Below are 26,161 nucleotides of genomic sequence, written 5' to 3'. Positions count from 1 at the left end.
GGCGCGGATGTTCGACTACCGACGCTGATGCCGCCTGTGTTGAGGCGGCATCAACGTTCAACGTCGGGTGCAGCTCAAAAGTGGGCGAATGTCCGAAATGAAGAAGGCGTCGAAAATGCGCATGTCCGCGGGCGAGGCAGCGGTAGTTGCTCCGCGCACGCGGAGGTCGGAAGACGTCAGGCGTGGACAAGGACAAGCTGGCCGCGGTGGTGAAGCGGAAGCTTGACGCTCAAGTAGGGTCCGCGGCCGAGTCAGTCGTGCGTGACGACGACCCTCCCAGCCAAGGTGGGGCCACGCAGCATTGTGTGTTGACCGCTGACGGCACGAAGTATGGCGTGACGGTCACGGCCAATTCTGTTGAGCGAGACAACGTCACGTTTGGTGTCAAGGTTGACGATGAGCCCGTGGGCTAAGTGGGTTTCGCGGGAGGGGTTGTTGTCTCGGTAACCGGACCCGAACGTCGACCCAGTATCGTCGCGCTTCACGCCGTGCGGGGCGGCAACTGCGGTCCCTTGCCTTGCGCAACCGCGTAATTCATGGCGCTGTGCAAGGTTACGAGCATGCCTTGGTAAGTTGCGATTTCGCGGTCTATCTGCCGACGGAACTCAGCGCGTAGGTCTTGGGCCTGCTTCTTCGCCGGCCCGCGTCTCAGTCCGATGTACAGCCTTTTGTCGCCCACGCTCCGAACGAGCTCCTCACACCTGTGCGCTTCGGCGGCTAACTCGTCGTACGGCGCCATCCAAAGCCGGTCCCCCCGCCAGCGGGCCCAGAACGCCGATGAGTGTGTGTACAGCAACGCAAGTTCCCGATACGCCGACTTCCGGCTGTACCAATCGAGCCCAAAGAAGAAGGCCGCCCCGCCGGCGACGGTTGCCAACCCAATCATCGCAAAAGGAATGGACCCTGCGATGAAGGAACCTACGTCGAACGCGGCGCTCGATGTCACCCGAAACCTCCCGCGCCGGTTCCAGATCGATCTCGAGCGGCGGCCGCGTTGAGTGCTGCCACCACGGTGTCGATCCGATGGCGCAGCGCAGCGGGGCTGTCCGATCCTTGGTTGCGACGCATGTCCGACTGGCGCTCCTCGAGGAGAAGAAGCAGCAACCAACACCGTTGCGCTTCCTTGTCCAACTCACGATAGGGTGCACCACTCAGTTGGTCATCGGGCCAGCGGACACGGAACTCGGCAGATTCCCTTTCCAAGCCACGTCGGTAAGCGCTTGGCCGATTGGTGTTGAACCACCACCAGACGCAACATGCGGCCGGGATTACCACGGCCGCCAAGATGATTAGGAAGATCACGCGCGCCAGTGCTTCTTGCGGAGTGTCCGGCCAACTACGCCCGGACAGCGGGACAAATCCTCCCCCCAGAAGCAGCATGCTCGCAGTGTAATCGGACCCGGACGACCCCAGCAGACGTAGTCGGTGAGACGGCGCCAGCCACTCAATTGGTGCACTGAGCTCCCCAATCACGTTGTTAGGCTGCGGAGTGAGGGATAGGGGACTAATGACGCTGGAACAGGCCCAGAAGATCGTCGAGATCACCTTCGCCGGCAAGGGTTTTTTGGAGCATTTGGATGCCAACGGTTCAGACAATCCTGGGGATGCACGCCTCGCGAAACTCGGCTTCGCGGCAGACGGCATAGGCGCAGCGCAGATGATCGGCGAGTTTGGCGCGGACAAGCTCTTCGGGGTTACGCCGACTAGCTTCAGTTCTTACAGCTCGCCGGCAAAACAGATTCAGGGCTTCGGGACACCCATCATCGGTGCGGCCCTGCTCGCGATCAATGGAATGCAGTTGATGTGTGGAGTTGGCGCTCCGGAAACTGGCGACCGGTTCGCAAAGGGTGCGAACGGTTTCACAGCGATCTCAGACAGTCTGAAGCGGGCAGCACCTACAGATCAGTGGCAGAGCAGCGGATCAAACGCATACGCCGCCCAGAATGAGCAGCAGCAGGAACGCGCGTCTGCAATGGGCAAAATTGACTCGGAAGTCAAGGACATCATCGCCAATCAGGCGAAACAGATCGAAAGCACGCGCAAAGCCCTCGAGATTGTCGCGACGTCACTGACGTTCATGATCCCGATTGCGATAGCCATCGGGAAAGTCCCGCCGACCGGACCGGCGCAACAGATGGCGTTCGAAATCGGCGCTGTCGCGGGCTCCATGCCCATCGCATTGGGGGCGTTCGGGACGATGGAGGCACGGACATTGGCGAATGCGCAGAAATTCCAGCAAGCAGGCAACGCCTACCAAGAGGTCGCCGCTGGCGCCAAGCCCAAAGGAGCCCCACCAGCACTCGTGTCGCCGCCAGGCGGAAACACGACGTCACGGCCATGGTCCCCGTCCGGTGGCGCATCGACAGGCACCGGGGGCGGGTCGATCAATGTCTGACGGCACACTCGACGTCACCACGTCACATGTTCAAGAATTGGCCGACGGGCAGACCACGGTGGCGAGGTATCTCGAACAGGTCTCTGAAGTCACCGACGGGGTCAGCGCCTCCATGCTGGTAAACCATGGACCGGTCTGCGCTGTGAGCATCGCGGCCCTGGCTTTCGCCAACAATGCCCGCGAGGCCGCATGTGCGGCGATGGCCTCTGTGTCGGAAGACCTGGCGGAGAAGCTGAAGGTCGCCGCGACGGGTTATGACCAGACAGATGCGCAAGCCGGAGGGTGGCTGGACAAGGAGATGCATCCGCGGTGAGCTCGGGCGACGGTATCGGTCGGCGCACGGAGATTGGTATGACTGACACATGACGCCAAACGGTCTGGACGATTGGGACGACGCCGGCGCCGAAGACGGCCTCGATGCGCTCGACTTCGACACCCCCGCGTTTGATTACGATGGGTCCGATCTCGACGCCCTACCCGACTACGGCACGGGAGACTCCACCGATCAAGGCGCGGTGTACGACACCGGCTTTGACGCTGTCCACGACTACGCCGACCACGAAGTCACAGAAGACGATGACGATGGCTTCGGCGGTAGCGATGCCAACACTGAGACCGAAGTTGAAGAGCCTGTCCCGGTGGTCCGAGCTATCAACCCGCCAGGCACCGTCACTGTCACGGCGTACCTCAACGGCTCAGTTGCGCAGGTAGATCTGGACCCGAAGGTGACCGCCCTGACCGAGGACGATCTGGCCGACGAGATCCGGTTCGTGGCCGGAGTGGCTGCCAAGCGCGCGACAGCGGTGATGCACATCGGTGTGGTGAACATGCTCGTCGAGCAGGGCATGGACTTGCGTGAGGCACGGGATTTCGTGGGGACGCACATGCCGTATGCAACGCCGGAACAAGCCGGTGAGGCCGAACTGGCGCTCATCGCACGGCATTCCGACCAGTTGCACTGACGGCCTCCAACGTCTGCAATCCCAGCTCAGTCGAGTCTGCAGTGGACAACGGGTAATCGTCGGCTCGAGCAGCCGTATCGGAAGCCCGGCGGTGACTTTGATCCTTGCTTTGGACGAGGGTGAGATGCCGGCAGGCTTGGTGGCGACGGCGATTCCCAGCTCGCGGCTGCTAATGGACAAGGCATCTGCAGCCAAGTATTCCCAAGTAGGCGGAGACGGTCTGCCAGAGCGAAACGATAAACGCAGCGTCCGGTAGGCATCGAAGTTGAGCGCCAGAAGTTGTGCGTTCGGCGTGTCCTGAGCTCGGGTAGCATTTTGCTCAACCACTGGTAGAGGGGACTGTCAACGGTCGCGGCGTTGGAATGTTGTCTTTGGCGGCCGTAGCCGTGGCATCGCGTTCTGAGGCCTCGACGCTGCTGGTCGGCTCGGGCGTTGGGTCTCCTCGCGTCTAGTTCATGGGGGTGTGTGGTGACTGGTGAGTTGCGGGTCAATATTGCAGAGCTGAGGGCGGGTGCCCTCGGCTTTAGAGATGCGGCCGATGCGCTCCCGGATCCGCCGAGTGCGTTTCCTTCGTTGGGTACAGATCGGTTGGCGCAGGCGTTGACTAACCGCACCAATGAGGTGGAGTCGTCGCTGCACGACACGATGCCGACGACCAGAAGCGATGCGCGCACGACCGCAACCAATATTGGCACGGCCGCCGATCGGTATGAGAAGACCGACCAGCAGGCCCACTCTGATGTGAATGCCCGGTTGGCGGAGTTCGATTCGAAATTCGGTTCGTCGGATAGCGGCGGTGGGGCCATGGACGCGATGGGGCAGTTCGGTCAGCTCATGCAGATGCCAATGCAAATGGCCCAACAACTGGGCCAGGTGCCGATGCAGATGGCTCAACAGTTGGGTCAGATTCCGCAGACGATCATGCAGAGTGTGCAGCAGCTTGGCCAGATGGGTGGCGGGCTTGGGCAAGGCGGTGCGGGGCCGGATGGCGCCGGTGCAGGAAGTCCAGGCGGGCCAGGGTCTGCAGCGAAGCAAGAGGGTGCGACTGATGGCGATGACCGTCAGAACCGCGACGACCGAAATGAGCAGAAAGACGAAGGTGAGCAGCGTGAAGGTGCTGCGGCCCCCGACGCTGATACGCAGCGTGCTCCGGCGGCTGGGCCTTCGGCGGAGGCAGCCCCCGGTGGGCCGAAGGTAGAGGCTGCGCCGGCCCAGCCAACGCGCCGGCCGCCGGTTGATCCTTCAGTGTTGTAGTGACCAACAGTTCTTTTGATGTGAAGGTGTGGTGATGACGCTTCCTCCTCCCCAGGGTCCCTACGGTTCACAACCCACCGGTGGTGGACCGCAGTGGGGTGGGCCACCACCGCAAGGTCCGGGTCCTCAACCGCAATACGGGCAGCCAGGCGCACCGTGGGTTCAGCAGCCGAACTGGGGTGCCCCGCCCCCGAACAAGGGCGGTAAGGGCAAGTGGATCCTGGTAGGTCTCGCTCTTGTCGCGATCATCGCGGTCAGCATCGTCGGCACGGTGCTTGTGCTGCGCCCCGATTCGAGCGGCACTAGCGGTGATACGTCCAACACTGCTTCGGAGTTCGCCAGCGCAAAAGACACGGGCCCGGCCAACATCATCACCGAAGATCCCACATGCGATGCATGGCGTAAGGTTTCGAACGAACTGACTGCGGTTTCTGATGCTGTGAAATGGAACGAGCTGGACTACTCGGTGCCTGCGGCAGAGTGGACGCCTGAGCAACGGGCAGCATTCGAGAAAGAAAGTGCAGCGCTCACGGACGTAATCCCGAGTGTTGCGAACCTCGCCAAGCAAACCCCACATCGGGTTATGCGTGAACTTTATGGTCAGGTCAACGCGTACGCCCAGGCTGTGGTTGACGCGATTCCAACCTATTCTTCGACTGATAATCAGATTGTTGCCGCCTCGAACAAAATGTTTGGCGCGCTGAACAGGGTGTGTGACGCTATCTATTTTCGCGCTGCCCAGCAAACCGCTCCTTTGATCGCCGCTCCCTCGCCTCCGTCAGTCCGGCAGGCACCAAATGAGGATGGCGAGCAGATCCCGGAACGGTTTTTGAATAACAGCACCGCAGGGTGTAGCGACTGGATCGACCTAGTCGAGTGGTTCGATAAAGATAAGGACAGCATTGCATGGGGCGATCTCGACGCCAACGTCAAGGCGGCGGAATGGACTCCGGAGCACAAGGCGGTCATGGATGCGGTAGCACCAGTGCTGTCGAGGTATGCCGACGATATGGAACATGTGGGCCGAGACAGCGGCAACCCGATCTGGGAGGACTTCGCAATTTTCGCGGCGCAGTACATGCGCGCGTATGTCCAAGGTATTCCTACTTATACGCCAAATTCCGTTTATATGTCGCTGACATCAAACACTCTGTCTAATGGGATCTATTGGGCGTGCAAGGCTGCGTCATGAGTGCGGTCGCTGGCCCGACGCACGTTGGGCCAGTGTTAATCGACGATATATCAGACATTTTCTCGGTCCTCGGGGGCAGCATTGCGAAGCCGAGTGGGCCGTATAAAGATTATATGGTGGGTCCGGGCGCGTGGCCAGAGTTCGACGAGTCAGTATTTGATCAACGCAAAGAAATGCTGAGCCATGTTAAATCGGCCGTAACCCAAGCCCGAGCAAACTGGGATCGGGTGAGCGCCGGCATTTTCAATGGGCTGCTCGTGTGGGTCGGAGGCAGCGCTTCGGCCGCAGCTGCGAAGGCCGAGCAGCACAGCAAGGCAATGGAAGAGATCGAAAAGCAACTCGCTGACGCTATTGAATGGTGCGGTAGCGCTTGGGTGACTACTAGGATGGCCAAAAAGGCGATCGCCGACTATGTCGACCAACAGTTCGAGCAAATCACCAAGCTGTTGGATAAGGCGCAACAGGACGGAACGGACGCTCAAGAGGCCGAGGACGCAGCGCAAAAGATAGCCGAGCAGGCGTATGCCGCGAATCAGCAATTTCTCGACAACCTAGCCGACAATCTTCCCGGAAAGGACGAAACGGCTGGAACCGCCCCGTCTGAAAGCCATGCCGCGGCGCCACTCGACAATGGGACTGGTACGGCTGGATCGGCGCCGTCAGGTGGGGGGAATTCCGATTCAAATGGAGGCACTTCCGATTCAAACGGGCAGGCACCTGCGTCCCTGCTAACTGGCCAGAAGCAGGGTGCCCCGCAAGGCGGCGATGAGAAACCTGCGGGTGCTGAGGGTCTGGTGCCGGTTTCGGCGAAGGAGGGTCCGGCTTCTCAGGCGCGGCCTGGGCAGGACGGTCCTGCGGGTGCTGAGGGTGTGGTGCCGGTTTCGGCGAAGGAGGGTCCGGCTTCTCAGGCGCGGCCTGGGCAGGACGGTCCTGCGGGTGCTGAGGGTGTGGTGCCGGTTTCGGCGAAGGAGGGTCCAGCCTCTCAGGCGCGGCCTGACCAGGACGCTCCCGCGACTGGGCTGCCAAGTTTCACCCAGCCGACTGCCGGTGCGAAACTGCCTACAGCTCCGACTGCTCCGCCTGCGCCATCCGCACCTGCGGCGCCGACCGCGCCGAGCCTTGGAGGGGCTGGTGGTGGCGGTAGTGCCGCGAGCAGCCCGCTGAGCAGTGCGGCTTCTGCTGCGGCCAGCGCCGGGATAGATCCGTCAAAGGCGGCAGGCCAAGCTCCGGTCGGTGGTGCGCCGACTAATCCGTTGCAGGAGTTCTCGAAGGCGTTCGCTGATTCAGCGGGAACGCCTGTGCATGCGGCGTCCTCTGGCGGCGCGCCCCCACCGTTGGCGCCATCGCCTGTGGTTCCGGCCAGCGATGCAATGGCGCCGGCCAGTACGACGCCTGCGCCGGTGGCGCAAACAGGTGCACAAGCACCGACTGCTCCGGTGCAGGCTCCGGGTTCGGGCGGCCCAATGGGCGGTATGGGCATGGGCGGTATGCCGCTGGGTCCGCCGCCGACTGCGCCTCCTGCTGCACCGGTCGCGCCGCCCGCCGCCCCGCCGCCTGCGTCCGCCCCGCCTGCAAGTATCGCCGGTGGTGCTCAGGTCGCGCCGATTCCGGTGTCCGCAGCTCGGGCCGAGCGTGATGCCGCGCTGAATGCGGCGAAGCGGTCGGGTTCGGATCCGTTGGAGATGGCGCGCAGGATCGCAGCGGCACTTAACGCACCTGACATGGTCAACAAGGAGGACCTTTTCTTCCACTGGATCACGGCCGTCACCCAGGAGGGGCGGATTGCAGTGGCCAATAACTATGGGATGGCCTTTATGCCGGAGCAGGTGCGTCTGCCGGAGTCTGTGGTGATGGTCAGCGCTGACGAGTCGATCCCGCCCAGTGATCGTGCCAGTTGGGCTACCTATCCAGCTGTGGCGCTGCAGGGTTGGGCGCAACACCACGACATGAAACTGCGAGCGCTGGTTGGATTCGAGAACCAGTTCAGCAGCGATTCCGGTGTGCACCGAGAACTGTTGACCCCGCAGGATATTCCGGCTAGCGGCAAGATGGCTGGTCGAGACCGCCTGCAGGTGATTGCTCCGCAGATAGCCGCTCGGCTGGGGCAGATCGCTGACGGTGATCTAGTGAAAGTACTGCCGCCGGCGCCGGTAGTAGCGACTCCGCCTGATGAGGACCAGCGCACGCAGTTGTGGGAGGACGTGTGGGCTCCGGTGATAAGCAGATCCGCCAGCCGGGTCAAGGCGCATCTGAACGGGTTCTCCGCCTTCGCTGTCCATGCACAGGAGCGGGCCCTCTACGACGCGCATACAGCTGCGGCGATGGAAGATCAACGCAGAGCCGTCGAAGATTTTATTTATTGGCAACACGTTGGCCAGTTGACCGCGGACGGTATTGGCGGGTAGGCAGTGTCGGCGATAAGAGTGATTCGGCAAGTAGCAACGGTGAATTGGGTCGGGCCAAAAACAATTCAGCGATCACCGATTCGGTGTGTGCGTTTGAGCTATGTCGCAGGTTGTTTTCTGACATTCGGGGCACGATGGAGTGAAGCTAGCCATTCACACAACGGGTACGGCATTGACATGGGCGTCACCAGTCGCACGGCTGAGCCGCGGGGCTTAGAGAGGATGATTTGCAATGGGTAGATTTAAGGTCATTGCGGAGGAACTGGATGCAGTCGCAGCGAAACTATCGGAAGGTCGCCCCGACGGGCCGGAAAAAACACTTGGACCGGATTGCGGACTGAAGGCTCCGGACGGACTGCCAGAGAGTGCTGAAGCACTCAACCAGCTCAAGAATAGTGCCAATGTAGTGGCCACAGCACTTCGGGCTGGAGATGCTGAGCAAAGACGGCTTGCTCTGTCCATGAAATCCGCGGCCGCCGCCTACACCAAAATGGACGAGCTGAGCGCCCAAGCGTTGGGGACTCAGGTCGACGGGTCCTCGGGCAAACAGCCATCGATTGAACCAGTAACTCCTGAAGCAATCCCACATGTCGACGTACCAGAGATCGACTATGGGGGTTACCCCTCCTCGCCGGATGACCAATGGGCAAAGTGGACGACGGCCGCGCGTCAGATTCATGAGCAAGGGGACAAAGCCGCATCGCTGAAAGATTTCAAGACTGCTTGGGAACAATACAAGAACCAACTCGGTGACTGGGCTGACGCTAACATCCCGCAGGAAGTAGGTAATTGGGAAGGCGACGCCGCCGTAGCCTGCAAGAACGCTTTGAAACGGCTTCGTGGGTGGTGGGTGGATATGGAGGGAGAGTGCAATAATCTCTCCATAGAAGCAGGAAAATTCATCGACGCACACAACCAGCTTGTGAATGTTCATCCCAATATGTACGACGTCGAAAACACTGACCCGTTGTGGGATCCCATCGATTGGGCGAATTTCCAGATCCAGTCAGAGGTGGATCGTGAAGAATATGAAAACGGCATCAACCTCACGCAAATGCGGCCAGGCAAGCCGCCGACAATTAGCGGTCTGCCGACGGTTAAGTCCAATGACGCTGTAAACACCAACGGCAACCAGACACCGGGTACCCAGACACCAGGTACCCAGACGCCGGGTACCCAGACGCCGGGCGGCGGAGGCGGCACCCCGGAGATGCCCGAGATGCCGTCGATGGACACGCCTTCGATGTCGCCCGCCAGCGCCGATCCGTCGGCCGGTCAGGAATCGGGAGGCTCTCCCAGCGGCGGCTCGCCGTCCGGCGGGCAGGGCGGTGGCCAACCGAGTGGTGGTTCGCCGAGCGGCGGTGCCCCGTCGGGCGGTCTCCCGAAGGGAACTGAAGGCATGCCCGAGATGCCCGGTCTCGAGGAACCCAGCCTCAAGCCCGCCAGTGCTGGCGGCGGTGGCGGCGGTATGGGTGGCGGAGGCGGCGGTATGGGCGCCGGTCCCCTGGGGCCCGCCGTCGGTGCGGAAACGGTGGCGGCGTCTCCGTCCGGAGCACGAGGCGCTGGCGCTGGACCCGCAGGCATGGCAGGTGGCGCTGGTGCCGGCGGCATGGGCGGTGGCATGGGCGGTATGGGTGGCGGCCACGGTCAGGGCGGCCAGGGCAAGGAGAAGCGCCGCAACCCGAACCTCACAGAGGACGAGGACCTCTACGTCGAGGATCGCGCGTACACGGAGGCGGTCATCGGCCGCCGTGCACGCAAGGATCCGAAGGACGGCAAGTAGACCGACGCCAGTAGACAGAGACTCGCCGACGACACGCAACGTGTCGTCGGCGAGTTTCGTTGTACTCCATACCGTTTCCGTAGAGCGCGGAGCCAAATAAATCAGCCCGCCTCACCATCTGGGCGAGACGGGCTGACCGGAAAGAACTCTGCGGGCCTCAGCCCGGCTGTGGCCCATCGGCCGTGAGCTCCGCGACCATCGCATCGAGCCGTTCACGGTCGGCTTCGATGGATGCCGTCGCCGCGGCTGTTGCCTTCTGGATCGCCTCGTTGAGTCGCTGCTCGACCGCCTGGGCGCCCAGCCGCAGCAATCCCTCCTTGATGTACACGTCGATCAAGTGGTGATGCCCGTTGAGCGTGACTTCGACACTCTTGGCTTCGTCTGCCGCCGTGAATGTTTCGCTGTTCATCTTGTGCAGTTGATCGTCCATGAGCGACTGCAGCTGCTGCGCTTGGCGCAGGACCGCAGCGACCTGCGGATGCATCTCCTCTGTCATGACTTATTCCTCCCGACCTTTCTGGGACCCCTCTCCCAGGAAGCTTGATGTCACTGCTCGAGCGCCATCTGGTAGCGGCTCTCTTCACGCGGATTGATCAACGTGATCGGCAGCTGACGGTGTCGTGGTGTGTCAATGAAGTTGGGACGCATGATCACTCGACCGACACCCTGATGCGGGCCGAGGTAGGTCGTGGCATTCGGCCACGCGACGCGCGGTACCCGCCCGACGCGGCCGTTGATCATCGTGGCGAACTCACGGAACTGAGGACCGAGTGTCACGACGGCGCCGGATGCGGCGGAGCGGATGACGAACTGGGTGAACAGTCGGGCGTCGCCGAGGTTGATGCTGACGTCGACGTTGTCGAACGGCATGTACACCGGGTAGCGGTCCGAGGTCTCGCCGACGAGCACCCCGGCCGAGCCGATCGGCAGGTCGTAGTGCTTGTCCGTCACCGGAGTGAGGCCCTGCAGGGCTGCCCGCTGCCCGCCGTAGAGGCAGGAAAACCCGCGCGGCGTAGTCGGATTGGACAAGGTGGTCAGCAAGACCGTCGACGTCGGTGCCGCTCCGGGCCGAATCCGTACGCACGTCGTGGTGTGATCGGCGCGCGCCGACCACCAGACATCCGGGCCGCCGGGGGCGTTGTAGGCAGCGGTGAAGGTACTGCGGCCCTTGATCACCGACCAGGTTTCCTTCTCGAAGCTGATCTCGGTGGCCTTGTCGTAATCGTCGAAGCTGCGCGAGCACCGCGCGTCGATTCCGTTGCTGGCCAACTGGTCCGCGATGCGGGTGGCCGAAGCGACCAGATACCGGGCCAGCCCGGATACCCCGCTGTCGCGGCGCTGAGCCGAGCGGCGGGTCTGCTCCGGGTCGGCGCGCAGCACGATCCAGGTGCGCCGGTTCGCCGGCGCCGGGTACGGGCCCACCACCTGCTCGTAGAGCGCCACCAGGCTGGCCGGTGCGGTCTTGCCGACGCGATAGCCGGCCGACACCACGTCGGCCTCCAGGTCGGGGCAGTGCGCCCGCAGCAGCTTCTCGACGAGCTTGGTGCTGACCGTGTCATCAGAGACGGCCTCGCCGTTGACGATCACGGTCGGGGTGAAAGGCCTTGGTATCAACTCGATTACCGCGACCAGATAGTCACCCTGCCAGCGCACGGCGACGTGATCCCCCGGCATGACGGTGGCTCCGACCGCAGGCTCCGACGGCACATCAGGGGTGCTGCGGTGGCGTCGCCGCCAGGAAAAGACCGCCTTGACCCAGCCGGTGAGCCGGTATCCGCGGATGGTGAGCACCGAGAAGATCGCGATCAGCACCGACAGTGTGATCCCGAGCCATAGCAGCTTGAAGTGCAGGCACACCGCGATGCACGCGGGGATCAGGGTGGCCGCCCAGATGGCGTGCCCCGTCGTGAAGCGGAAACCGAAATGCCGCCGCAGAAAGTTCATTGGCGCCGCCGCAACGCGCGTCGGGTCATCGCGGCGATCCCGAGGATCAGCGCCAGCGCGCCTCCGGCGACCACGACACCGGTGATCGGGCCGCGATCTGGCGGCGGGATGTACACCGGCGGTGGAACTTCCTTGACCCGGAACGGCGCCTTGGCCGGGCCCTCGGGGACCTCCCACGTGAGGGCGGCCACGGGATCGACCACGCCGGCACCGACGTAGTTGTCGACGCCGCCGCCGGGATGGCGTGCGGTGGAGGTGATTCGGTTGATGACCTGGGCCGGGGTCAGATCCGGGAAACGCTGCTTGACCAGCGCGGCCAGACCGGAAACGAAGGCGGCCGAGAACGAGGTGCCGTTGAGTGGCACCGGGCCGTCCTCACCGGGCGTCGCGTTGATCGGCTGGCCCTCGTAGCCCAGCGCGGTGAGGTTCTCGCCGGGAGCGGCCGCGCCCAACCACGGACCGGACATCGAGAAGTTGCTCGGCTGGCCGTTCTGGCCGACGCTGCCGACGGTGAGCACCAGCGGGTCGTACCAGGCCGGGCTGACGATCGTCTGGACGCCCTTCCAGCCCCGGGCATCGGCAGGGAGTGACGGATCCGGCGGCGGGTTCTGCGTGCAGTCCTGGCCGGTGTTACCGGCGGCGACGACGATCACCGCGCCTTTGACGTTCACCGCGTAGTTGATGGCCGCGCCCAGACTGGACTCGTCGATCCGGCGGGTCACCTTGTAGCAGGCGGCCTCGCTGATGTTGATCACCTGCGCGCCGAGGTTGGCCGCGTGGACCACCGAACGGGCCAGACTGCGGATCGAGCCCGCGGTCTGGGTGGTGTTCGGGTCGTTGGGATCCTGGCGCGAACCCTTGGGCTGGAACGCGACTGACGTCTGACGCAGCGAAATCAGTCGTGCATCGGGGGCGACACCGACGAATCCGTCGGTGGGGGACGGGCGCCCGGCGATGATCGACGCGGTCAGGGTGCCGTGGGCGTCACAGTCGGACATCCCGTTGCCGGCGGCGTCGACGAAGTCGCCACCCGGCTCGGCCGGCACGCGGGGTGACCCGTTGACCCCGGTGTCGATCACCGCGACAGTTACGCCGGCGCCGGTTGCGAACTTCTGCGCCTCGGCCAGCTTGAGGTAGTCGGCCGCCCATGGCTTGTCGGCGAAGTTCGAATTCGGCATGACAGTCGGCGCAGCGCAGATCTTGCGTTGCTCGGTCGGCTGGTCGGGCCCGGTTTCATCAGGTGGAACGGCCGCGGCATCGATCGCCGGCGGATCGATCGCAAACGCCGGAGGCGCACTGAATAGGGCCAACAAAACTGCCAGCAGCATCACGGCTAAGCGCTGCACGCCTCACACTCCCCCAAGGACATCGGACATGTCTGCAGTGTGCTGATGCACTTTCAGCAAACAAAGTCCGGTCTGCTCGACAATGCATCTTCTCACTTCAAGCCGTCCGGCTAGTTGCACGCAGGCAATCATAAGGGTGCCCAGGTGAGGCTGATAACGCTTTGTGCCTGCGGTGAGTGTTGCACGCGGCAAGGCGGGAGTGTGACGGGGTTCCTCAGCCCGGTGGATTTGCCACCGATAGAGCCCGCTACGCGTCCAGGTCCTGCTCCACCAGCCCCGCAACGGTGGCCAACGCGTCGGCGTCGTCGGATTCCACGGTCACCTGCGCCCCGTTGCCGGCGCCCAGCGTCATGATCATCAGGGCCGAGCCGGCGTCGACGGGCTCGCCGCCATCCATGGACAGGGTGACCGGGACTCCGGCGTTGACCACAGCCTCGGCGATGATCGCGGCGGGGCGGGCGTGCAGGCCGATGGCCGAACCGACGGTGACAGTCTTGCTGGGCATGTTTTCTCCTTAGGGTCGTGACTTAGGTGGTGGCCAGCGCCGGGGCTTCCGGCGTGGTGACGGTTGGTTTGGCGAACTGCTTGGCGGTGATGACCGCGAGCGCGGCGACGACGGTGCCCAGAGCGAGGGCGACCAGGAACCACAGCAGGTTGCCGATCGCGAAGAACACGAAGATGCCGCCGTGCGGTGCCTTGAGCGTGACGTCGAACGCCATGATCAGCCCGCCGGTGACGGCGCCGCCGAGCATCATCGACGGGATCACGCGCAGCGGATCGGCCGCGGCGAACGGGATGGCACCTTCGGAGATGAAGGAAGCGCCCAGAAGCCATGCCGCACGCCCGTTCTCACGCTCCGGTTCGGTGAACAGTCCCGGTCGAACTGTCGAGGCCAGCGCCATCGCCAGCGGCGGCACCATGCCGGCCGCCATCACCGCGGCCATGATGCGGAGCGTGGCAGGGTCGGCGACGTTGAGGCCCGCGGTGGCGAACGCGTAGGCCGCCTTGTTGACCGGCCCGCCGAGGTCGAAGCACATCATCAACCCGAGAATGACACCGAGGATCACGACGGAGGTTCCGGTCATGCCGCTGAGCCAATTGGTCAGGCCTGTGGTCAGCGCGGCCAGCGGTCGCCCGAGCAGCAGGAACATCAGCAGGCCCACGATCAACGAGGCGCCGAGTGGGATCACCACGACGGGCATCAGGCCCCGGAACCACTGCGGAACCTTGAACGAACTGATCCAGTGTGCGGCGAACCCGGCGATCAGACCGCCGACGATGCCGCCGATGAACCCGCCGCCGACGAACACGGCCACCGCGCCTGCGGTGAAACCCGGCGCGATACCGGGCCGGTCGGCGATCGCGAAGGAGATGTAGCCGGCCAGGGCGGGCACCAGGAACATGAAGGCCAGCCCGCCCAGGGTGAACAGCACCGCTCCGAGATACTGCGTCAGGCCACCGGGCGGCAGGTCGGCCAGGGTGTTGGTGACGGCGATGTGGTGGCCCAGCGAGTTCATCCCGTAGGCCAGCGGTTCCGCACCGTCCGGGGTATTGCCGATGTCGTAGCCGGCGAAGAGGAAGCCCAGCGCGATGAGCAGACCGCCGGCCGCGACGAACGGGATCATGTAGCTCACGCCGGTGAGCAGGATCTGCCGGATCCGGGTACCCCAGCCCACGTCGCCTGCCGTGGCTGGAGCGGCGGTGGCCTCGGCTGAGCCGGCCACCCGCGCAGCATTGGGATTGCTTGCGGCACTGACGGCTTCGGAGATCATGGTGTCGGGCTCGTTGATGGCGCGTTTGACGCCGGAGGCGACGACGGGCTTGCCGGCGAAACGCTGCTTGTCCTTGACGCCGACGTCCGTGGCGAAGATGACGGCATCGGCTGCGGCGATCGTCGCTGCGGACAGTGGCGTACTGCCGGACGAGCCTTGGGTTTCAACGGTGAAGTCGACGCCGGCGGTCTCGGCGGCCTGCTTGAGCGCATCGGCAGCCATGTAGGTATGGGCAATACCGGTGGGGCAGGCCGTGATCGCGACGATCGACACCGCCTTGACAGGCTCAGCGACGGGTTCAGGCGCCACAGCAGGAGCCGAGGCCGGGGGAGCGGCGGGTGCCGGGTTCACGACACCGTCGACGAGCGTCACCACCTCATCGACGCTCGCAGCCTCGCGCAATGACGCCACAAAGTCCTTGCGAACCAGCGCTCGAGCCAGGCTGGACAGCAGCTTCATATGCTCGGCCCCACCGGATTCCGGTGCGGCGATCACGAACACCAGATCTGCCGGGCCGTCCGGAGCGCCGAAGTCGACCTTGGGGGAGAGCCGGGCGAAGCCGATCGTCGGGGTGTCGACGTACGGCGAGCGGCAGTGCGGAATCGCGATGCCGCCAGGCAGTCCGGTGGCGGACTGGGCCTCACGTGCCATCGCCGCGCCCACCAAGCCGTCGGTGTCGCTGGTGCGGCCCGCCTCCGCGAGCGCGCCCACGAGACGGGTGATGACGGCCTCCTTGTCGCCGCCCGCATCGACATCGAGCAGGACCAGACCGGGGGTGATGATCGGTTGGGTCATAGTGGCACCTTCACGGGGTGGGTACGGACAGCGTCGAGGTCGAGTTGAGCGGGGCCGGGCAGGGCCGAACCGGGCAGCGCCGCGGCGGCACTGCCGTAGGCGACGGCCATCTGCAGTCGTTGCGGGGCTTCCGCACCGGCGACGGCGGCGCGCAGGTAGCCGGCCAGCGAGGCATCGCCCGCGCCGACAGTGCTGCGCGGAACGATCGGCGGCGGCGTGGCCAGCCAGGCGCCCGAACGGTTCACCAGCACCGCGCCGGCAGCGCCGAGGGTGGCCAGCACCGTGCCGACACCGCGCGAGACGAGCGCGTCGGCGGCGGCCACGACCGGCGACATGTCACCCTGGGCGGCAGCGTCGTCCAGGTCAGCGGCCGGAACGCCGGCCAGGTCGGCCAACTCCTCGGAATTGGGCTTGATCAGGTCGGGCGCGGCCACCTGGAACCCGGCCGCCAGCGCGGCCAGCGGCGCCTCGGAGGTATCGACGGCCACCCGGCAGTCAAGCGGCGCCAGCAGCGACACCACCTGCGCATACCAGTCTTCCGGAATCCCGGGCGGCAGCGACCCGGACAGCACCACCCAGGACGCTTCCTGCGCCTTGGCCAGCACGCAGCGGGTCAGCGCCTCCAGCGCGTCAGCGTCCACAACAGCGCCACGTTCATTGAGTTTGGTTGTGGTGCCGTCGGATTCGGTGATGGCCAGGTTGGTACGGACGGGCTCTGCGATCGGAACATTGGTGAACGGCACACCGAGCGTGAGTAGAGCGCCGAGCAGAGGATCGGAGTCGGAGGCGGGCAGCACCGCCTCGGCGGCCACGTCCGCCAAGGTCAGAGCTCGGGCCACGTTGATGCCCTTGCCGCCGGGTTCCACGGTGACGGAGTCGACGCGCTGCACCGCTCCGCGCGCCAGCGGCGATCCCAGGGTTACGGTGCGGTCCAGGCTGGGGTTCGGAGTGACGGTGATGATCATGCGATCACCACCTCGACGCCGCGCTCGGTGAGCAGTGTGCGGTCGGCGTCGGAGATCTCGTTGTCGGTGATCAGGGTGTCCACACTGTCGATGGGGGCGAAGCTGACGAAGTCCTCCTCGCCGACCTTCGATGAGTCTGCGACCACCACAACGTAATTCGCGGCCTGCACCATGGCCCGCTTGACGGCAGCCTCCTCGGTGTCCGGGGTCGATAATCCATGCCGCACGCTGATGGCGTTGGTACCGATGAACGCGATGTCCACCCGCAGGGTTTCGAGTACGCGCAGTACCTGCTCGCCGACGGCGGCCTGGGTGAGGCCGCGGACCCGTCCGCCGAGCAACTGCAGGGTTACGGTCGGGACCGTGGCGAGGATGCCGGCGATCGGCACCGAGTTGGTCACCACGGTGAGCTCACGGTCCGTCGGCAATTGGGAGGCGACGCGGGCTGTGGTTGTCCCGGCGTCCACGAGGACACTGGCACCGCTGAGGGGGAAGAAGTCGACCGCGGCCGCGGCGATGGCATCTTTCTGCGCGGCGCGGGTGGTGTCGCGTTCGCCGACGCCGGCTTCAACGAGGTGCAGTGTCCGGGTGGGCACGGCCCCGCCGTGCACGCGGCGCACGACACCGGCTTTGTCGAGCACGGCGAGATCGCGGCGGACGGTCTCCGTGGTGACGTCGTATGTCTGCGCCAGTTCGGCGACTGAGGCGCGGCCCCTGCTCATGACCAGCGCGGCGATGGCCTGCTGGCGCTCCTCGGCGTACATGAGCCTCCGTTTATGTGGGGTCAAGCCCGTTCGAATGTTGGTATATGTTGTTTTACGCTTGACTGTGTTGACTTGTCAACGCTTTCTTGTAATCTGTCTCACATGGGCACTACATCATCGGTTGCGTCACCCATCGTCTTGCGCGGGGTTCCGGTGGTTCCGGGTGTGCAGTACGCACCTGTGATCCGGGTCAGCAGGCTGCCGGAGATCCAGGTCCCCGCCGGCGATATCGACGAAGCGGACCGGCCGGCAGAGGCGGGGCGTTTCGCGGCCGCGGCGACGGAGGTCGCCACCCGGCTGCGAGACCGGGCCGCGCACGCCACCGGTGCGGCCTCGGAGGTGCTCGCCGCGACCGCGACGCTGGCGCAGGACCGGGCCTGGATAGGTGCCGCTGACAAACGGATTGCCGCGGGGGCGCCGGCGGTCCGCGCCGTATCGGAGGCCGTCGACCAGTTCGTGGACCTGTTCACACAGCTCGGTGGGCTGATGGCCGAACGCGTCACCGATCTGCGCGACATCCGCGACCGGGTCATCGCCGAGCTGTCCGGACTGCCCGAACCTGGTGTGCCGCTGCCGGATATCCCGTCGATCCTCTTCGCCGAGGACCTGGCCCCGGCCGACACCGCGGGGCTGGATCCGCAGTTGGTGGTCGGACTGGCGACCACGCTGGGCGGGCCGACCAGCCACACCGCGATCATCGCCCGTCAGCTGGGGATTCCGTGCGTCGTGGCCGTGAGCGGGCTCGATTCGGTTGCCGCCGGTGCGATGGTGCTGCTCGACGGCACCGCGGGCACGGTGACCACAGACCCGGACCCCACTGCTGCGGCCAAAGACGTGGCCGCCGCGCAACGGAACGCCCTGGCGGCCCGGCAGTGGACCGGACCGGGTGCGACGGCCGACGGCCACACCGTCGCGATCCTGGCCAATGTCCAGGACGGCGCGGCCGCCAAGGCGGCACGCGAAACCCCTGCCGAAGGCGTCGGCCTGTTCCGCACCGAGCTGTGCTTCCTCAATCGCGACACCGAGCCGACCGTCGAGGAACAGGCGGCGATCTACGGCGAGGTGCTCGAGGCGTACGCCGGGCACAAGGTCGTGGTCCGCACCCTCGACGCCGGCTCGGACAAGCCCCTGAAGTTCGCGGGCCACCCTGACGAGGCCAACCCGGCGCTCGGTGTCCGCGGGATCCGGATCGCCGAGGGTAATCCCGGCCTGCTGGCGCACCAGCTCGAAGCGGTGGCGGCTGCGGGCAAGGCCACCGGAAACCAGCCGTGGGTGATGGCGCCCATGATTGCCACCGCTGCGGAGGCGAAAAGCTTTGCCGCCAAGGCGCGTTCGCATGGGCTCACGCCAGGCGTGATGATCGAGGTGCCTGCCGCGGCTCTACTGGCCGACAAGATTCTCGATCACGTCGACTTTCTGTCGATCGGCACCAACGACCTCGCGCAGTACACGATGGCCGCGGACCGGATGTCGGCCGACCTGGCCGCCCTCACCGACCCGTGGCAGCCCGCGGTGCTGGCCCTGGTGGAGATGGCCGCCCGAGCCGGCGCGGCGGCGGGCAAGCCGGTCGGGGTGTGCGGCGAGGCCGCGGCCGACCCGTTGCTGGCCGCCGTGTTGGTGGGCCTGGGTGTGACGTCGTTGTCGATGGCGCCGGCGGCCATCGCCGCGGTGGGTTCGCGGATCGCGCAGGTAACGCTGCAGCAGTGCCGCGCCGCCGCCGAGGCGGTCCTGGCCACGGGCTCCGCCGCGGAGGCCCGCGAGGCTGCGCTGGCCCGCCTGTCCTGACCGGGTAGAGACCCCCGGGGAATAATCGGACCGCAGTCCGGTTATAGCTGGCATCAGGCTTACACAAACAGGAGGTAGGAGATGCCAGCCATCACCGCAGACACCTTGACCCTGCCCCGTATCGCGGCAGCTCAGGCGTCGGACACCGAACGCCCGGTCCGTTCGATCACGACCGGCCCGCGCGGGTACGAAGGCGAGGGATTCCCCGTCGTGCGCGCATTCGGTGGAGTCAGCGCCGCCGACCTCGACCCGTTCGTCCACATGGACCAGATGGGTGAGGTGGAGTACCAGCCCGGCGAACCGCGGGGCACCGATTGGCACCCGCACCGCGGGTTCGAAACTGTCACCTACATGATCGACGGCCGCTTCGCCCATCAGGATTCACATGGCGGCGGCGGTCTGATCACCGACGGCGCCACCCAATGGATGACGGCCGGATCCGGCATCCTGCACATCGAGACGCCGCCGGCCGAACTGGTCGAGAACGGCGGCACCTTCCACGGCATCCAGCTGTGGGTGAACCTGCCCAAGAAGGACAAGTTCGCGACGCCGCGCTACCAGGCCATCGAGGGTCCCGACGCGAAACTGCTGTCCTCGCAGGACGGCGGCGCCTTGGTCCGGATCATCGCCGGCGAGATCGATGGTGCGCAGGGCCCGGGCAGCACGCACACCCCGATCACCATGGCGCACGCCACGATCGAACCGGGTGCGCAGCTCAACCTGCCGTGGAACCGCGACTTCAACGCACTGGTCTACGTACTGAGCGGACGCGGCAGCGTCGGCCCGGTCGGCCACCCGATCCATCAGGGCCAACTCGCAGTGCTGGGCCCCGGTGACCGGATCACGGTCTCGGCCGAGGGAACTCAGGACTCGAACCGGCCCGCGATGGAGGTTCTGCTGCTGGGCGGTCAGCCGATTCGGGAACCGGTCTTCCACTACGGCCCGTTCGTGATGAACTCCAAGTCCGAGCTCATCCAGGCGCTGGAGGACTACCAGGCGGGCAAGTTCGGCCAGATCCCGCCGAATGCGCTCATGCCGCACCGGCCCCTGAGCTGACAGCCAACTACCCGGAAATACCGACGCCGCCCGGTCTGCGACTGGGCGGCTTAGGCTGTCCGGCAGTCGTTTTGGGGGACGACCCGTTGGTCTGGTTCGGGGAGGACCCGTTGGTCTGGTTCATGGAGACCTTGGGTTCGGGGCTCTGCCCGTTGCGCTGATCACCGCCGATTCGCCGGCGCAGCTCGTCGAGGTGAGCCACTGTGATCCGGCTGCTGGCGCGGTTGGGATGGATCTTTGTCAAGAGCCTGCTGGTGACGTCGAGGTGCGTACAGACCGAATCGAGGTTGCTCTGAGTAGGTGCCGCCAGCTGAACCACCTCTTCGAAACGGGTCAGCAATCGGGCTACTTCCTGTTGTCCGGCATGGCCATTCCGCCCGAGCCTGCCCGACCTGAGCGCGCGCACCAAGGCTGCGTCGGCGATCGCGACTGCGGTATAGAACGTGCGGTCGACCGAGAATCGCTCGCGCGCGGTGGCCTCACAACGATCGATCAACGCATCGGCGTCCGGCACCTGTTGGTCGAGAATTGCCGTCAGGGTCAACCAGTTGAGCACGGAGTAGGGATCGAGGCATTGACGCTGCAGGGTGAGCAGATGCGCCTGACGGTATTGCTCGCGCGCTTGACACAGCATCTCCGCGGCGGCCCTGGCGGTCGGTTCGGAGGCGGCACGACGCTTGTAAGCGCTACCGAGCAGGTTGTACCGCTCCGCGGTCTTGGACACCTCGAGCAGCCGTTCGAGGCGCGCGATGGCCTCCCCGTACAACTCCCGGGCGCGGTCGGCCTCGCTGTCGGCGAGATCGTTGGCCATGCGTGCCTCGAAATTGGCGAGTTGTTCAACGGCACGCATCGTCGTGGTTGATGTTTCGCCCTCTCCGGCCAGGGAGGCGATCAGATAGCGGCGGGCATCTTCGAACCGCCTCAGATTGCCGTAGGCGTAGCCGATCGCCATCTGGACATCGGTTTGCTCAAGCCAGTCGGCGGGGCATTCCTTCACCAGCGCGTTGAGTTGCTGGGCGGCTTCACTGGGCGCAATCGTGGGCGCCGAACCAGCTTCCGGTTTGCGGCCGACGTAGCTCACCGCTTCGATGAACTCGGCCACGTCCACCCGCCCCGGCCCTGCCGCCGTAGTTCCGGTAGCGGTGGGATCGAGCCGGTAGTCCGGGTCGCCATACGCTTGGTATGCGCCCCAGGTGTTGCTGTCGCGGAACTCTTCGTGGGTGTGGCCGCGAGCGGCCTTGAGCGCGTAGCCGAAAGTCTCTCCGCCGAGCATGCATTCGTAGAATTTCTGGGCGAACTCCTTGGCGGCGTCATCCTTGACAGCCCAACCGGCGGCTACCACCGCGCGGACGCCCATCTCGATCAGTTCGCGGGAAACGCTGGCGGCCAGTCGATTGAACTCGACAGTGGGCCTCTGCGCTGGTGCCTCGGGTCCGGTCTGGCCGATGTGGCAGCAGTTGAGGAAGACCAATTCCGGTACCTGCTGCATCTGGCCGACCTCGACAGCGGTCAGAAACACCCCGTTGTCGAGCACCATCCCGCTACGGGCCTTGCCGTCCGCTGTCACGGGCGGCTCGTAGTAGCCGTGGCCGGCCAAATGCACGACGCGGTAGGGCTTTCGGTACAGCCCGGCGAGCACTTCGAGCGCCGTCGGCTTGGTCACTGGCTTGTCGACGTCGAATCTCCCGCGCAGTAGGTCGTACACGGCACTGGCTTCGGCCATCGCGCCGGGCAATTGATTGAACGGTGGGCTGACCAGCGGATCGCCAACGACGTAAGCCGCCGTGCCTGCCCGTGCGCCGATCTGTGGGCGGTAGTTCGAGGTCTGTAACTGCCGTACCAGAGCCTTGTCGAGACAGAGAGCCTTGTCGCCGGCGCTCATCAGTTCCCATGGATAGGCGGCGGTTTCGGCGTCCAGGACGAGCACCAGGTTGTCGACCTGTGCGAGCCCGGACTTGAGCTCGTTGGGAACCGTGAGTTCGAACAGCACACGCGATTCGTCTGCCCTGAATCGGGTTTGGGAGATCGAGTCCTTGATCAGCCGGTCCACCAGCTCGGGCTGCCGCTGCTGCGCGGTTGCCTCGGCGCGGGCGCGGTCCGACAGGGTGAGGAACTTGATCTGACGGTGCGCTTCAGCCCGGCCGGCAGGTGCGCTGATCGCCAATTCCGCCAGCGCGGCCAGGAGTTCGGGGTCAGCGTTGTCCGATTCGAGCACCGCGCGCTTGAGCCGGTCGGCCAACGGCTTGGGCAGGCACGCCGGTTCGGACTTGTGCGGCGGCACCACCACGCTGACCTCCCACCGGCGCCAGGCGTGCTGGCGACCTGCCGAGGCGGTCAGGCGCCGACGGCCCTCGCGGCCGCGCCGTAGCAGGGGAGCCGCCTCGATCTCGGTCTCGAGCTCCTTGCCGATCAGCGGAGCCAGGCGCTTGACCGCATGCGCGGCCTCGATCGCCGTGTCGGCGTAGAGCTCGACGATCTCGACTTCCTGGATGGTGAGGGGGGTGCTATTACCGTCGGCGAGTTCGCGATTGGCCTGGCCGATAGCGCGCAGAATGGCGCCGACCGAGTCCCCCACCGCGATGTTGGCGGTCGAATTGCCGCCGACCAGTAGCACCGACAAGCCGATCTTCTCCGTTGCGGAGTCGTCATCCGGTGATGCGGACAGACCGTCGCGGCGTTCGAGAACGTACTGGAGTGCGGCACGTCGAAGCAGATCGCAGAGTTGGCCCGCGCTGAGGTCGCCCCATTTGCCGAGGCCTACGACAATCGCACCGGTTGGCAGGGCCAGCGCCTTCTGTAGCGCCGTCGGCTTGCGTAAGACCACCGCCACAGATCCGAACACGCCGGGGTAGAGGCCGAGCGCGTAGCGCTCCGTCAGCGCGCCCCGCAGCAGCCCGTCCAATTGGGCCTCGGCGCCGATGATGGTGTCGCCCTCATAGTGCCCCACCACAATGGGATAGCGCGCGTAGCGCAGGTCGTCGTGGACCACTGATACCCGGAAGCTCGGCTGCGCACCTTCCTGATACGGCTTCTGCGCGGACTTTCCCAGGAGGTCAGCGGCCAGCGACGTCTCTGTCGGATAGAGCACCGGTTCGGGCAGGGCCCGAAAGTCCTGCGGGCCTCCGCGTGCTGAGCTGAGCGGAGTCTCCGAGAGTCGTGAGGTGGTACCGGAATCGAGTAGGTCCTGCAGCGCGAGGAAGCTCGGCGCGTGAGACGCCAGGTCGCCGTGCACTGCATCCATGTACCAGGTGCGGACGCCGGGCAGGCGGCCCGAGGCATACGTGACCCGACCGTCGCCTTCCGTCGTACATTCCAGGACTATCCGGTCGCCGACGCGGTCGATGCCCTTTACGGTGCGTGGCGAGGTTCCTGCCACGTAGTGCACCCGATCGGGGTGGGGTAGACCCGAGAGGTGGTCTTTGATGGCGTCGTGCGTCGTGCGCGCGTCGTTCAGCAGCGCTTCACCGGGAATGGCCGACCCGCGGAGCTTCTTCTGGTACTCCTGCCAGTGCGGCACGGTGAAGTAACGCTCGTCGTCGGGCAGCAACTCGAGTACGCCGGGGAACTTCGAGATGATGTCCACGATTCTCGCCGTGTCGTGGGTGAGGTCCAGCAGTGCTAGTTTCTGCACGGTTGCTGCAGTGCCCAGCAAGGATTCGACGATGTCGTACGAGCCGCGGTTCGGGGTGCCGAGCATGATTAGGCGCCCGCCGTCGCGTTTGCAGATGCGGTCCCACAGGTCGGGTGCTTGCGCGATCATCGCGCGCACCACCAGCCCGCCCATGCTGTGGGCGATGATGCGTACCGGCTGTTGCGTTCGTCGTAAGGCGTTCTCGAGCTCGACGATCAGCAAGTGCGCCGCGGCGGTCACCGACCGGCGCCAGTCGTAGGCGAACGGGATGACTTCGTGTGTGTTCTGCAGGAACTCGCACAGCTCGCGATAGCCATCGCCGACCAAGGCGACGGGGCGCACATTCTCCGCGGTGACGTCGGCGAGATCGCCGAGCCCACCGCGTAACAAGGCGAGGTAGCGCATCCACACCTCACGCTCGCCGACATTGAGGTGAGAGCCCATGATTCCCGGAAGGACAAAGACAATCGGCTGATCTGCGTTGGCACGGGTCTGGAGTGACCGCAGCATCGGCACCGGCTCGAGCGCTTCGGTCACGATGTCCCGGAAGATCGCCGGACGCATGTCCGTCGCCGCGAGCCACTCGACCAGCGCCCCACGCGTGCTCGGATTGCTGAAGTAGTTGAAGTGGCTGACGTCGGCGCCCTGATCGAATATGTAGCCGGCGACCGTCCGGCGGGCCCCGTGAAACATCGCGTCGGTATTGACGACGAGATCGTTGTCCCGACCTTCATAGATGATGTGATCGCTGGCGAACACTCCGATCTTCTTGAGCCAGTTGCCGCCCTGGATATCTCCGGCGATGACCCCCATCGCCCCGAGTGCGGGATCGGTCAGATTGTTGAGCAGCGCGACCAGCGGTGATTGCGGCATCATCGCCTCGAGCCCGGGCACCAGCGACGGCACGGTCCGATTCTTGACGATCTCAAGTGCGATCCGCTTGACCACTTCATAGAGCGGCGTTCCGCCGACGCCCGGAATGAAACCGACGAGGTTGGTCAGCACCGATAGGAAGACATCGATGTTCTCGCCCGCCAGAAGCGTGCCGCGGGACGGCGAGGCGCAGCGCACGAACCGTTCCACCCGAAGCTGTTTCTGAGCAACGAGTTCCGCGAGCCGGCCGAGTTGTCTGCGGTCGTGCAGGTCTGCCAGGTCCAGATCGGAGTTGCCACGTTTGAAGTTCGCGACCAGTTCGGTGTTGATCGACGTCAGCGTGACGAGGTCGCCGACCAGTCCGCCGCGTGAATGCGACACGATGCTGACCCGGGCATTGCGGGGTAACACCCTGAGTAGCTTGATGGCATTGTCGATCGGGCTTTCGCTCAAGGTGCGGTGTTCGAAGGCGTAGATGTTGTTGTCGAACCGCCGCTGCAACTCTTGCCACTGTGGTTGCGCTTCGGTGCTGAGGAAGGCGCCGAAGCTACCGCGGGTGGAGGACGCAGTGCCATGGATGAAGACCAAAATGCGCTTGTCGGCGTCGAAGTCGCTCAAATTGACGGCCTGAGCCGGTGTCCCGGTCTTACCTGTGGCGTCGTCCCACTTGTACAGCCCGGGGCCGGGTTCGAGATTGTTCTCGATCATTCTGATCAACGCTTTGGTGGCGTACCAGGCCGGGATCTTCGCCAGCAGGTTGACGCCGAGGTCTTTGGCTTCGTCGACGAGATCGATCGGCCATTGCGTGGGATCGGTGAGCTTGTCGGTGATGGCGTCAGGATTCAATCGCAGCACCCGAAGCCGAGTGGTCAGCCACTCTTTGACGCCCCGCTCCGAAGCTCGCGGCAGCGAGTTGACGCTGACGGCGTCGCCGACCATCGCTTCGGGTTTGAGCAGCGGGGCGTCCTCGTAATACCGCTTGGCCGAGACCCACGTGGTGATCCCGCCTTCGATCTCGATCTCGAGTACGGCGTCGTCCTCCACCGAGATACCTTGGGGTTTCGGACTTTGCTCGCGGGCCGACGGAGAGAGGTTGTAGGAGTCGACCACCTGGATCACGTTGAGCAGGCCGGTGTCGGGATTTGCGGCTTCGATGCCGGGCATGCCTCCGCGTACCGAATGGGTGTCGGCCGTGTCCTTGAGACCGGAAATCTGCAGCTTGATGGTCATGGTTCGACA

Annotated in this window: 20 protein-coding genes; 10 read left to right on the top strand and 10 right to left on the bottom strand. The window is 65.0% G+C overall.

Translation table 11 applies throughout. The annotated features are described in order from the left end of the window. Positions 1 to 182 precede the first annotated feature (182 nt). Positions 183 to 413 carry a DUF4333 domain-containing protein gene (locus EH231_RS34885; RefSeq protein WP_164481109.1) on the top strand — a complete coding sequence of 77 codons (231 nt, stop codon included), beginning with the start codon at positions 183 to 185 and terminating at the stop codon, positions 411 to 413. Positions 414 to 481: 68 nt separating this feature from the next. Here EH231_RS34885 and EH231_RS32020 read toward each other — a convergent pair whose 3' ends face one another. Together EH231_RS32020 and EH231_RS32015 are read right to left on the bottom strand one after the other, a co-directional pair. Continuing rightward, positions 482 to 946: a hypothetical protein gene (locus tag EH231_RS32020; protein WP_090429327.1), complete on the bottom strand. Its 465-nt coding sequence runs from the start codon at positions 944 to 946 to the stop codon at positions 482 to 484. Continuing rightward, on the bottom strand, positions 943 to 1,380 hold the full coding sequence (locus tag EH231_RS32015; protein WP_124714042.1) for a hypothetical protein: 438 nt from the start codon (positions 1,378 to 1,380) through the stop codon (positions 943 to 945). The genes EH231_RS32020 and EH231_RS32015 overlap by 4 nt, the downstream gene beginning before the upstream one ends. Before the next feature lie 127 nt (positions 1,381 to 1,507). Here EH231_RS32015 and EH231_RS34050 point away from each other — a divergent pair, with 127 nt between their 5' ends. The 7 genes from EH231_RS34050 to EH231_RS31985 all read left to right on the top strand — a co-directional run bounded on the left by EH231_RS34050 (position 1,508) and on the right by EH231_RS31985 (position 9,991). Further along, positions 1,508 to 2,395, top strand: coding sequence for an EspA/EspE family type VII secretion system effector (locus tag EH231_RS34050; protein ID WP_164481108.1), 888 nt, complete (start codon positions 1,508 to 1,510; stop codon positions 2,393 to 2,395). Beyond that, the gene (locus tag EH231_RS32010) at positions 2,388 to 2,708 is read left to right on the top strand and encodes an ESX-1 secretion-associated protein (protein WP_164481107.1); all 321 of its coding nucleotides are present in this window, start codon (positions 2,388 to 2,390) and stop codon (positions 2,706 to 2,708) included. Before EH231_RS34050 ends, EH231_RS32010 begins: the two co-directional genes overlap by 8 nt. A gap of 49 nt (positions 2,709 to 2,757) precedes the next feature. Next, positions 2,758 to 3,357, top strand: a complete 600-nt coding sequence (locus EH231_RS32005) for a hypothetical protein (protein WP_090429318.1) — start codon at positions 2,758 to 2,760, stop codon at positions 3,355 to 3,357. Between the two features lie 468 nt (positions 3,358 to 3,825). Beyond that, on the top strand, positions 3,826 to 4,611 hold the full coding sequence (locus EH231_RS32000; RefSeq protein ID WP_164481106.1) for a WXG100 family type VII secretion target: 786 nt from the start codon (positions 3,826 to 3,828) through the stop codon (positions 4,609 to 4,611). Positions 4,612 to 4,645: 34 nt separating this feature from the next. Then, positions 4,646 to 5,803, top strand: coding sequence for an ESX-1 system-associated protein (locus EH231_RS31995; protein WP_124714041.1), 1,158 nt, complete (start codon positions 4,646 to 4,648; stop codon positions 5,801 to 5,803). 113 nt (positions 5,804 to 5,916) lie between these two features. Continuing rightward, the gene (locus EH231_RS34560; RefSeq protein WP_241177845.1) at positions 5,917 to 8,208 is read left to right on the top strand and encodes an EspK C-terminal domain-containing protein; all 2,292 of its coding nucleotides are present in this window, start codon (positions 5,917 to 5,919) and stop codon (positions 8,206 to 8,208) included. Between the two features lie 232 nt (positions 8,209 to 8,440). Continuing rightward, the gene (locus tag EH231_RS31985; RefSeq protein WP_124714040.1) at positions 8,441 to 9,991 is read left to right on the top strand and encodes a PPE domain-containing protein; all 1,551 of its coding nucleotides are present in this window, start codon (positions 8,441 to 8,443) and stop codon (positions 9,989 to 9,991) included. 157 nt (positions 9,992 to 10,148) lie between these two features. Here EH231_RS31985 and EH231_RS31980 read toward each other — a convergent pair whose 3' ends face one another. From EH231_RS31980 to EH231_RS31950, 7 genes are all read right to left on the bottom strand, one after another. Then, positions 10,149 to 10,487 carry a YbaB/EbfC family nucleoid-associated protein gene (locus EH231_RS31980; RefSeq protein WP_090429293.1) on the bottom strand — a complete coding sequence of 113 codons (339 nt, stop codon included), beginning with the start codon at positions 10,485 to 10,487 and terminating at the stop codon, positions 10,149 to 10,151. Positions 10,488 to 10,537: 50 nt separating this feature from the next. Then, complete coding sequence (gene eccE / locus EH231_RS31975) at positions 10,538 to 11,935, bottom strand: type VII secretion protein EccE (protein WP_090429288.1); 1,398 nt, start codon at positions 11,933 to 11,935, stop codon at positions 10,538 to 10,540. After that, the gene (mycP, locus tag EH231_RS31970; RefSeq protein ID WP_090429285.1) at positions 11,932 to 13,281 is read right to left on the bottom strand and encodes a type VII secretion-associated serine protease mycosin; all 1,350 of its coding nucleotides are present in this window, start codon (positions 13,279 to 13,281) and stop codon (positions 11,932 to 11,934) included. The genes eccE and mycP overlap by 4 nt, the downstream gene beginning before the upstream one ends. A 247-nt stretch (positions 13,282 to 13,528) precedes the next feature. Continuing rightward, positions 13,529 to 13,786 (bottom strand): HPr family phosphocarrier protein, encoded by a 258-nt coding sequence (locus EH231_RS31965; protein ID WP_029110534.1) that lies wholly within the window; start codon positions 13,784 to 13,786, stop codon positions 13,529 to 13,531. Between the two features lie 22 nt (positions 13,787 to 13,808). Next, positions 13,809 to 15,848: a PTS fructose transporter subunit IIABC gene (locus EH231_RS31960; protein WP_090429282.1), complete on the bottom strand. Its 2,040-nt coding sequence runs from the start codon at positions 15,846 to 15,848 to the stop codon at positions 13,809 to 13,811. After that, complete coding sequence (locus tag EH231_RS31955; protein WP_090429281.1) at positions 15,845 to 16,813, bottom strand: 1-phosphofructokinase family hexose kinase; 969 nt, start codon at positions 16,811 to 16,813, stop codon at positions 15,845 to 15,847. Before EH231_RS31955 ends, EH231_RS31960 begins: the two co-directional genes overlap by 4 nt. Next, the gene (locus tag EH231_RS31950) at positions 16,810 to 17,577 is read right to left on the bottom strand and encodes a DeoR/GlpR family DNA-binding transcription regulator (RefSeq protein WP_090429278.1); all 768 of its coding nucleotides are present in this window, start codon (positions 17,575 to 17,577) and stop codon (positions 16,810 to 16,812) included. Before EH231_RS31950 ends, EH231_RS31955 begins: the two co-directional genes overlap by 4 nt. Before the next feature lie 102 nt (positions 17,578 to 17,679). Here EH231_RS31950 and ptsP point away from each other — a divergent pair, with 102 nt between their 5' ends. Together ptsP and EH231_RS31940 are read left to right on the top strand one after the other, a co-directional pair. Continuing rightward, the gene (gene ptsP, locus EH231_RS31945; RefSeq protein ID WP_164481105.1) at positions 17,680 to 19,362 is read left to right on the top strand and encodes a phosphoenolpyruvate--protein phosphotransferase; all 1,683 of its coding nucleotides are present in this window, start codon (positions 17,680 to 17,682) and stop codon (positions 19,360 to 19,362) included. Positions 19,363 to 19,443: 81 nt separating this feature from the next. Beyond that, complete coding sequence (locus EH231_RS31940) at positions 19,444 to 20,418, top strand: pirin family protein (protein WP_124714039.1); 975 nt, start codon at positions 19,444 to 19,446, stop codon at positions 20,416 to 20,418. A gap of 7 nt (positions 20,419 to 20,425) precedes the next feature. Here EH231_RS31940 and EH231_RS31935 read toward each other — a convergent pair whose 3' ends face one another. Further along, positions 20,426 to 26,152 (bottom strand): CHAT domain-containing protein, encoded by a 5,727-nt coding sequence (locus EH231_RS31935; RefSeq protein WP_124714038.1) that lies wholly within the window; start codon positions 26,150 to 26,152, stop codon positions 20,426 to 20,428. Positions 26,153 to 26,161 lie beyond the last annotated feature (9 nt).

This window comes from Mycolicibacterium nivoides (assembly GCF_003855255.1).
Lineage (GTDB): Bacteria > Actinomycetota > Actinomycetes > Mycobacteriales > Mycobacteriaceae > Mycobacterium > Mycobacterium nivoides.
Note: the sequence above shows the minus strand (reverse complement) of the source record. Positions and strands in the feature narration are given on the sequence as shown.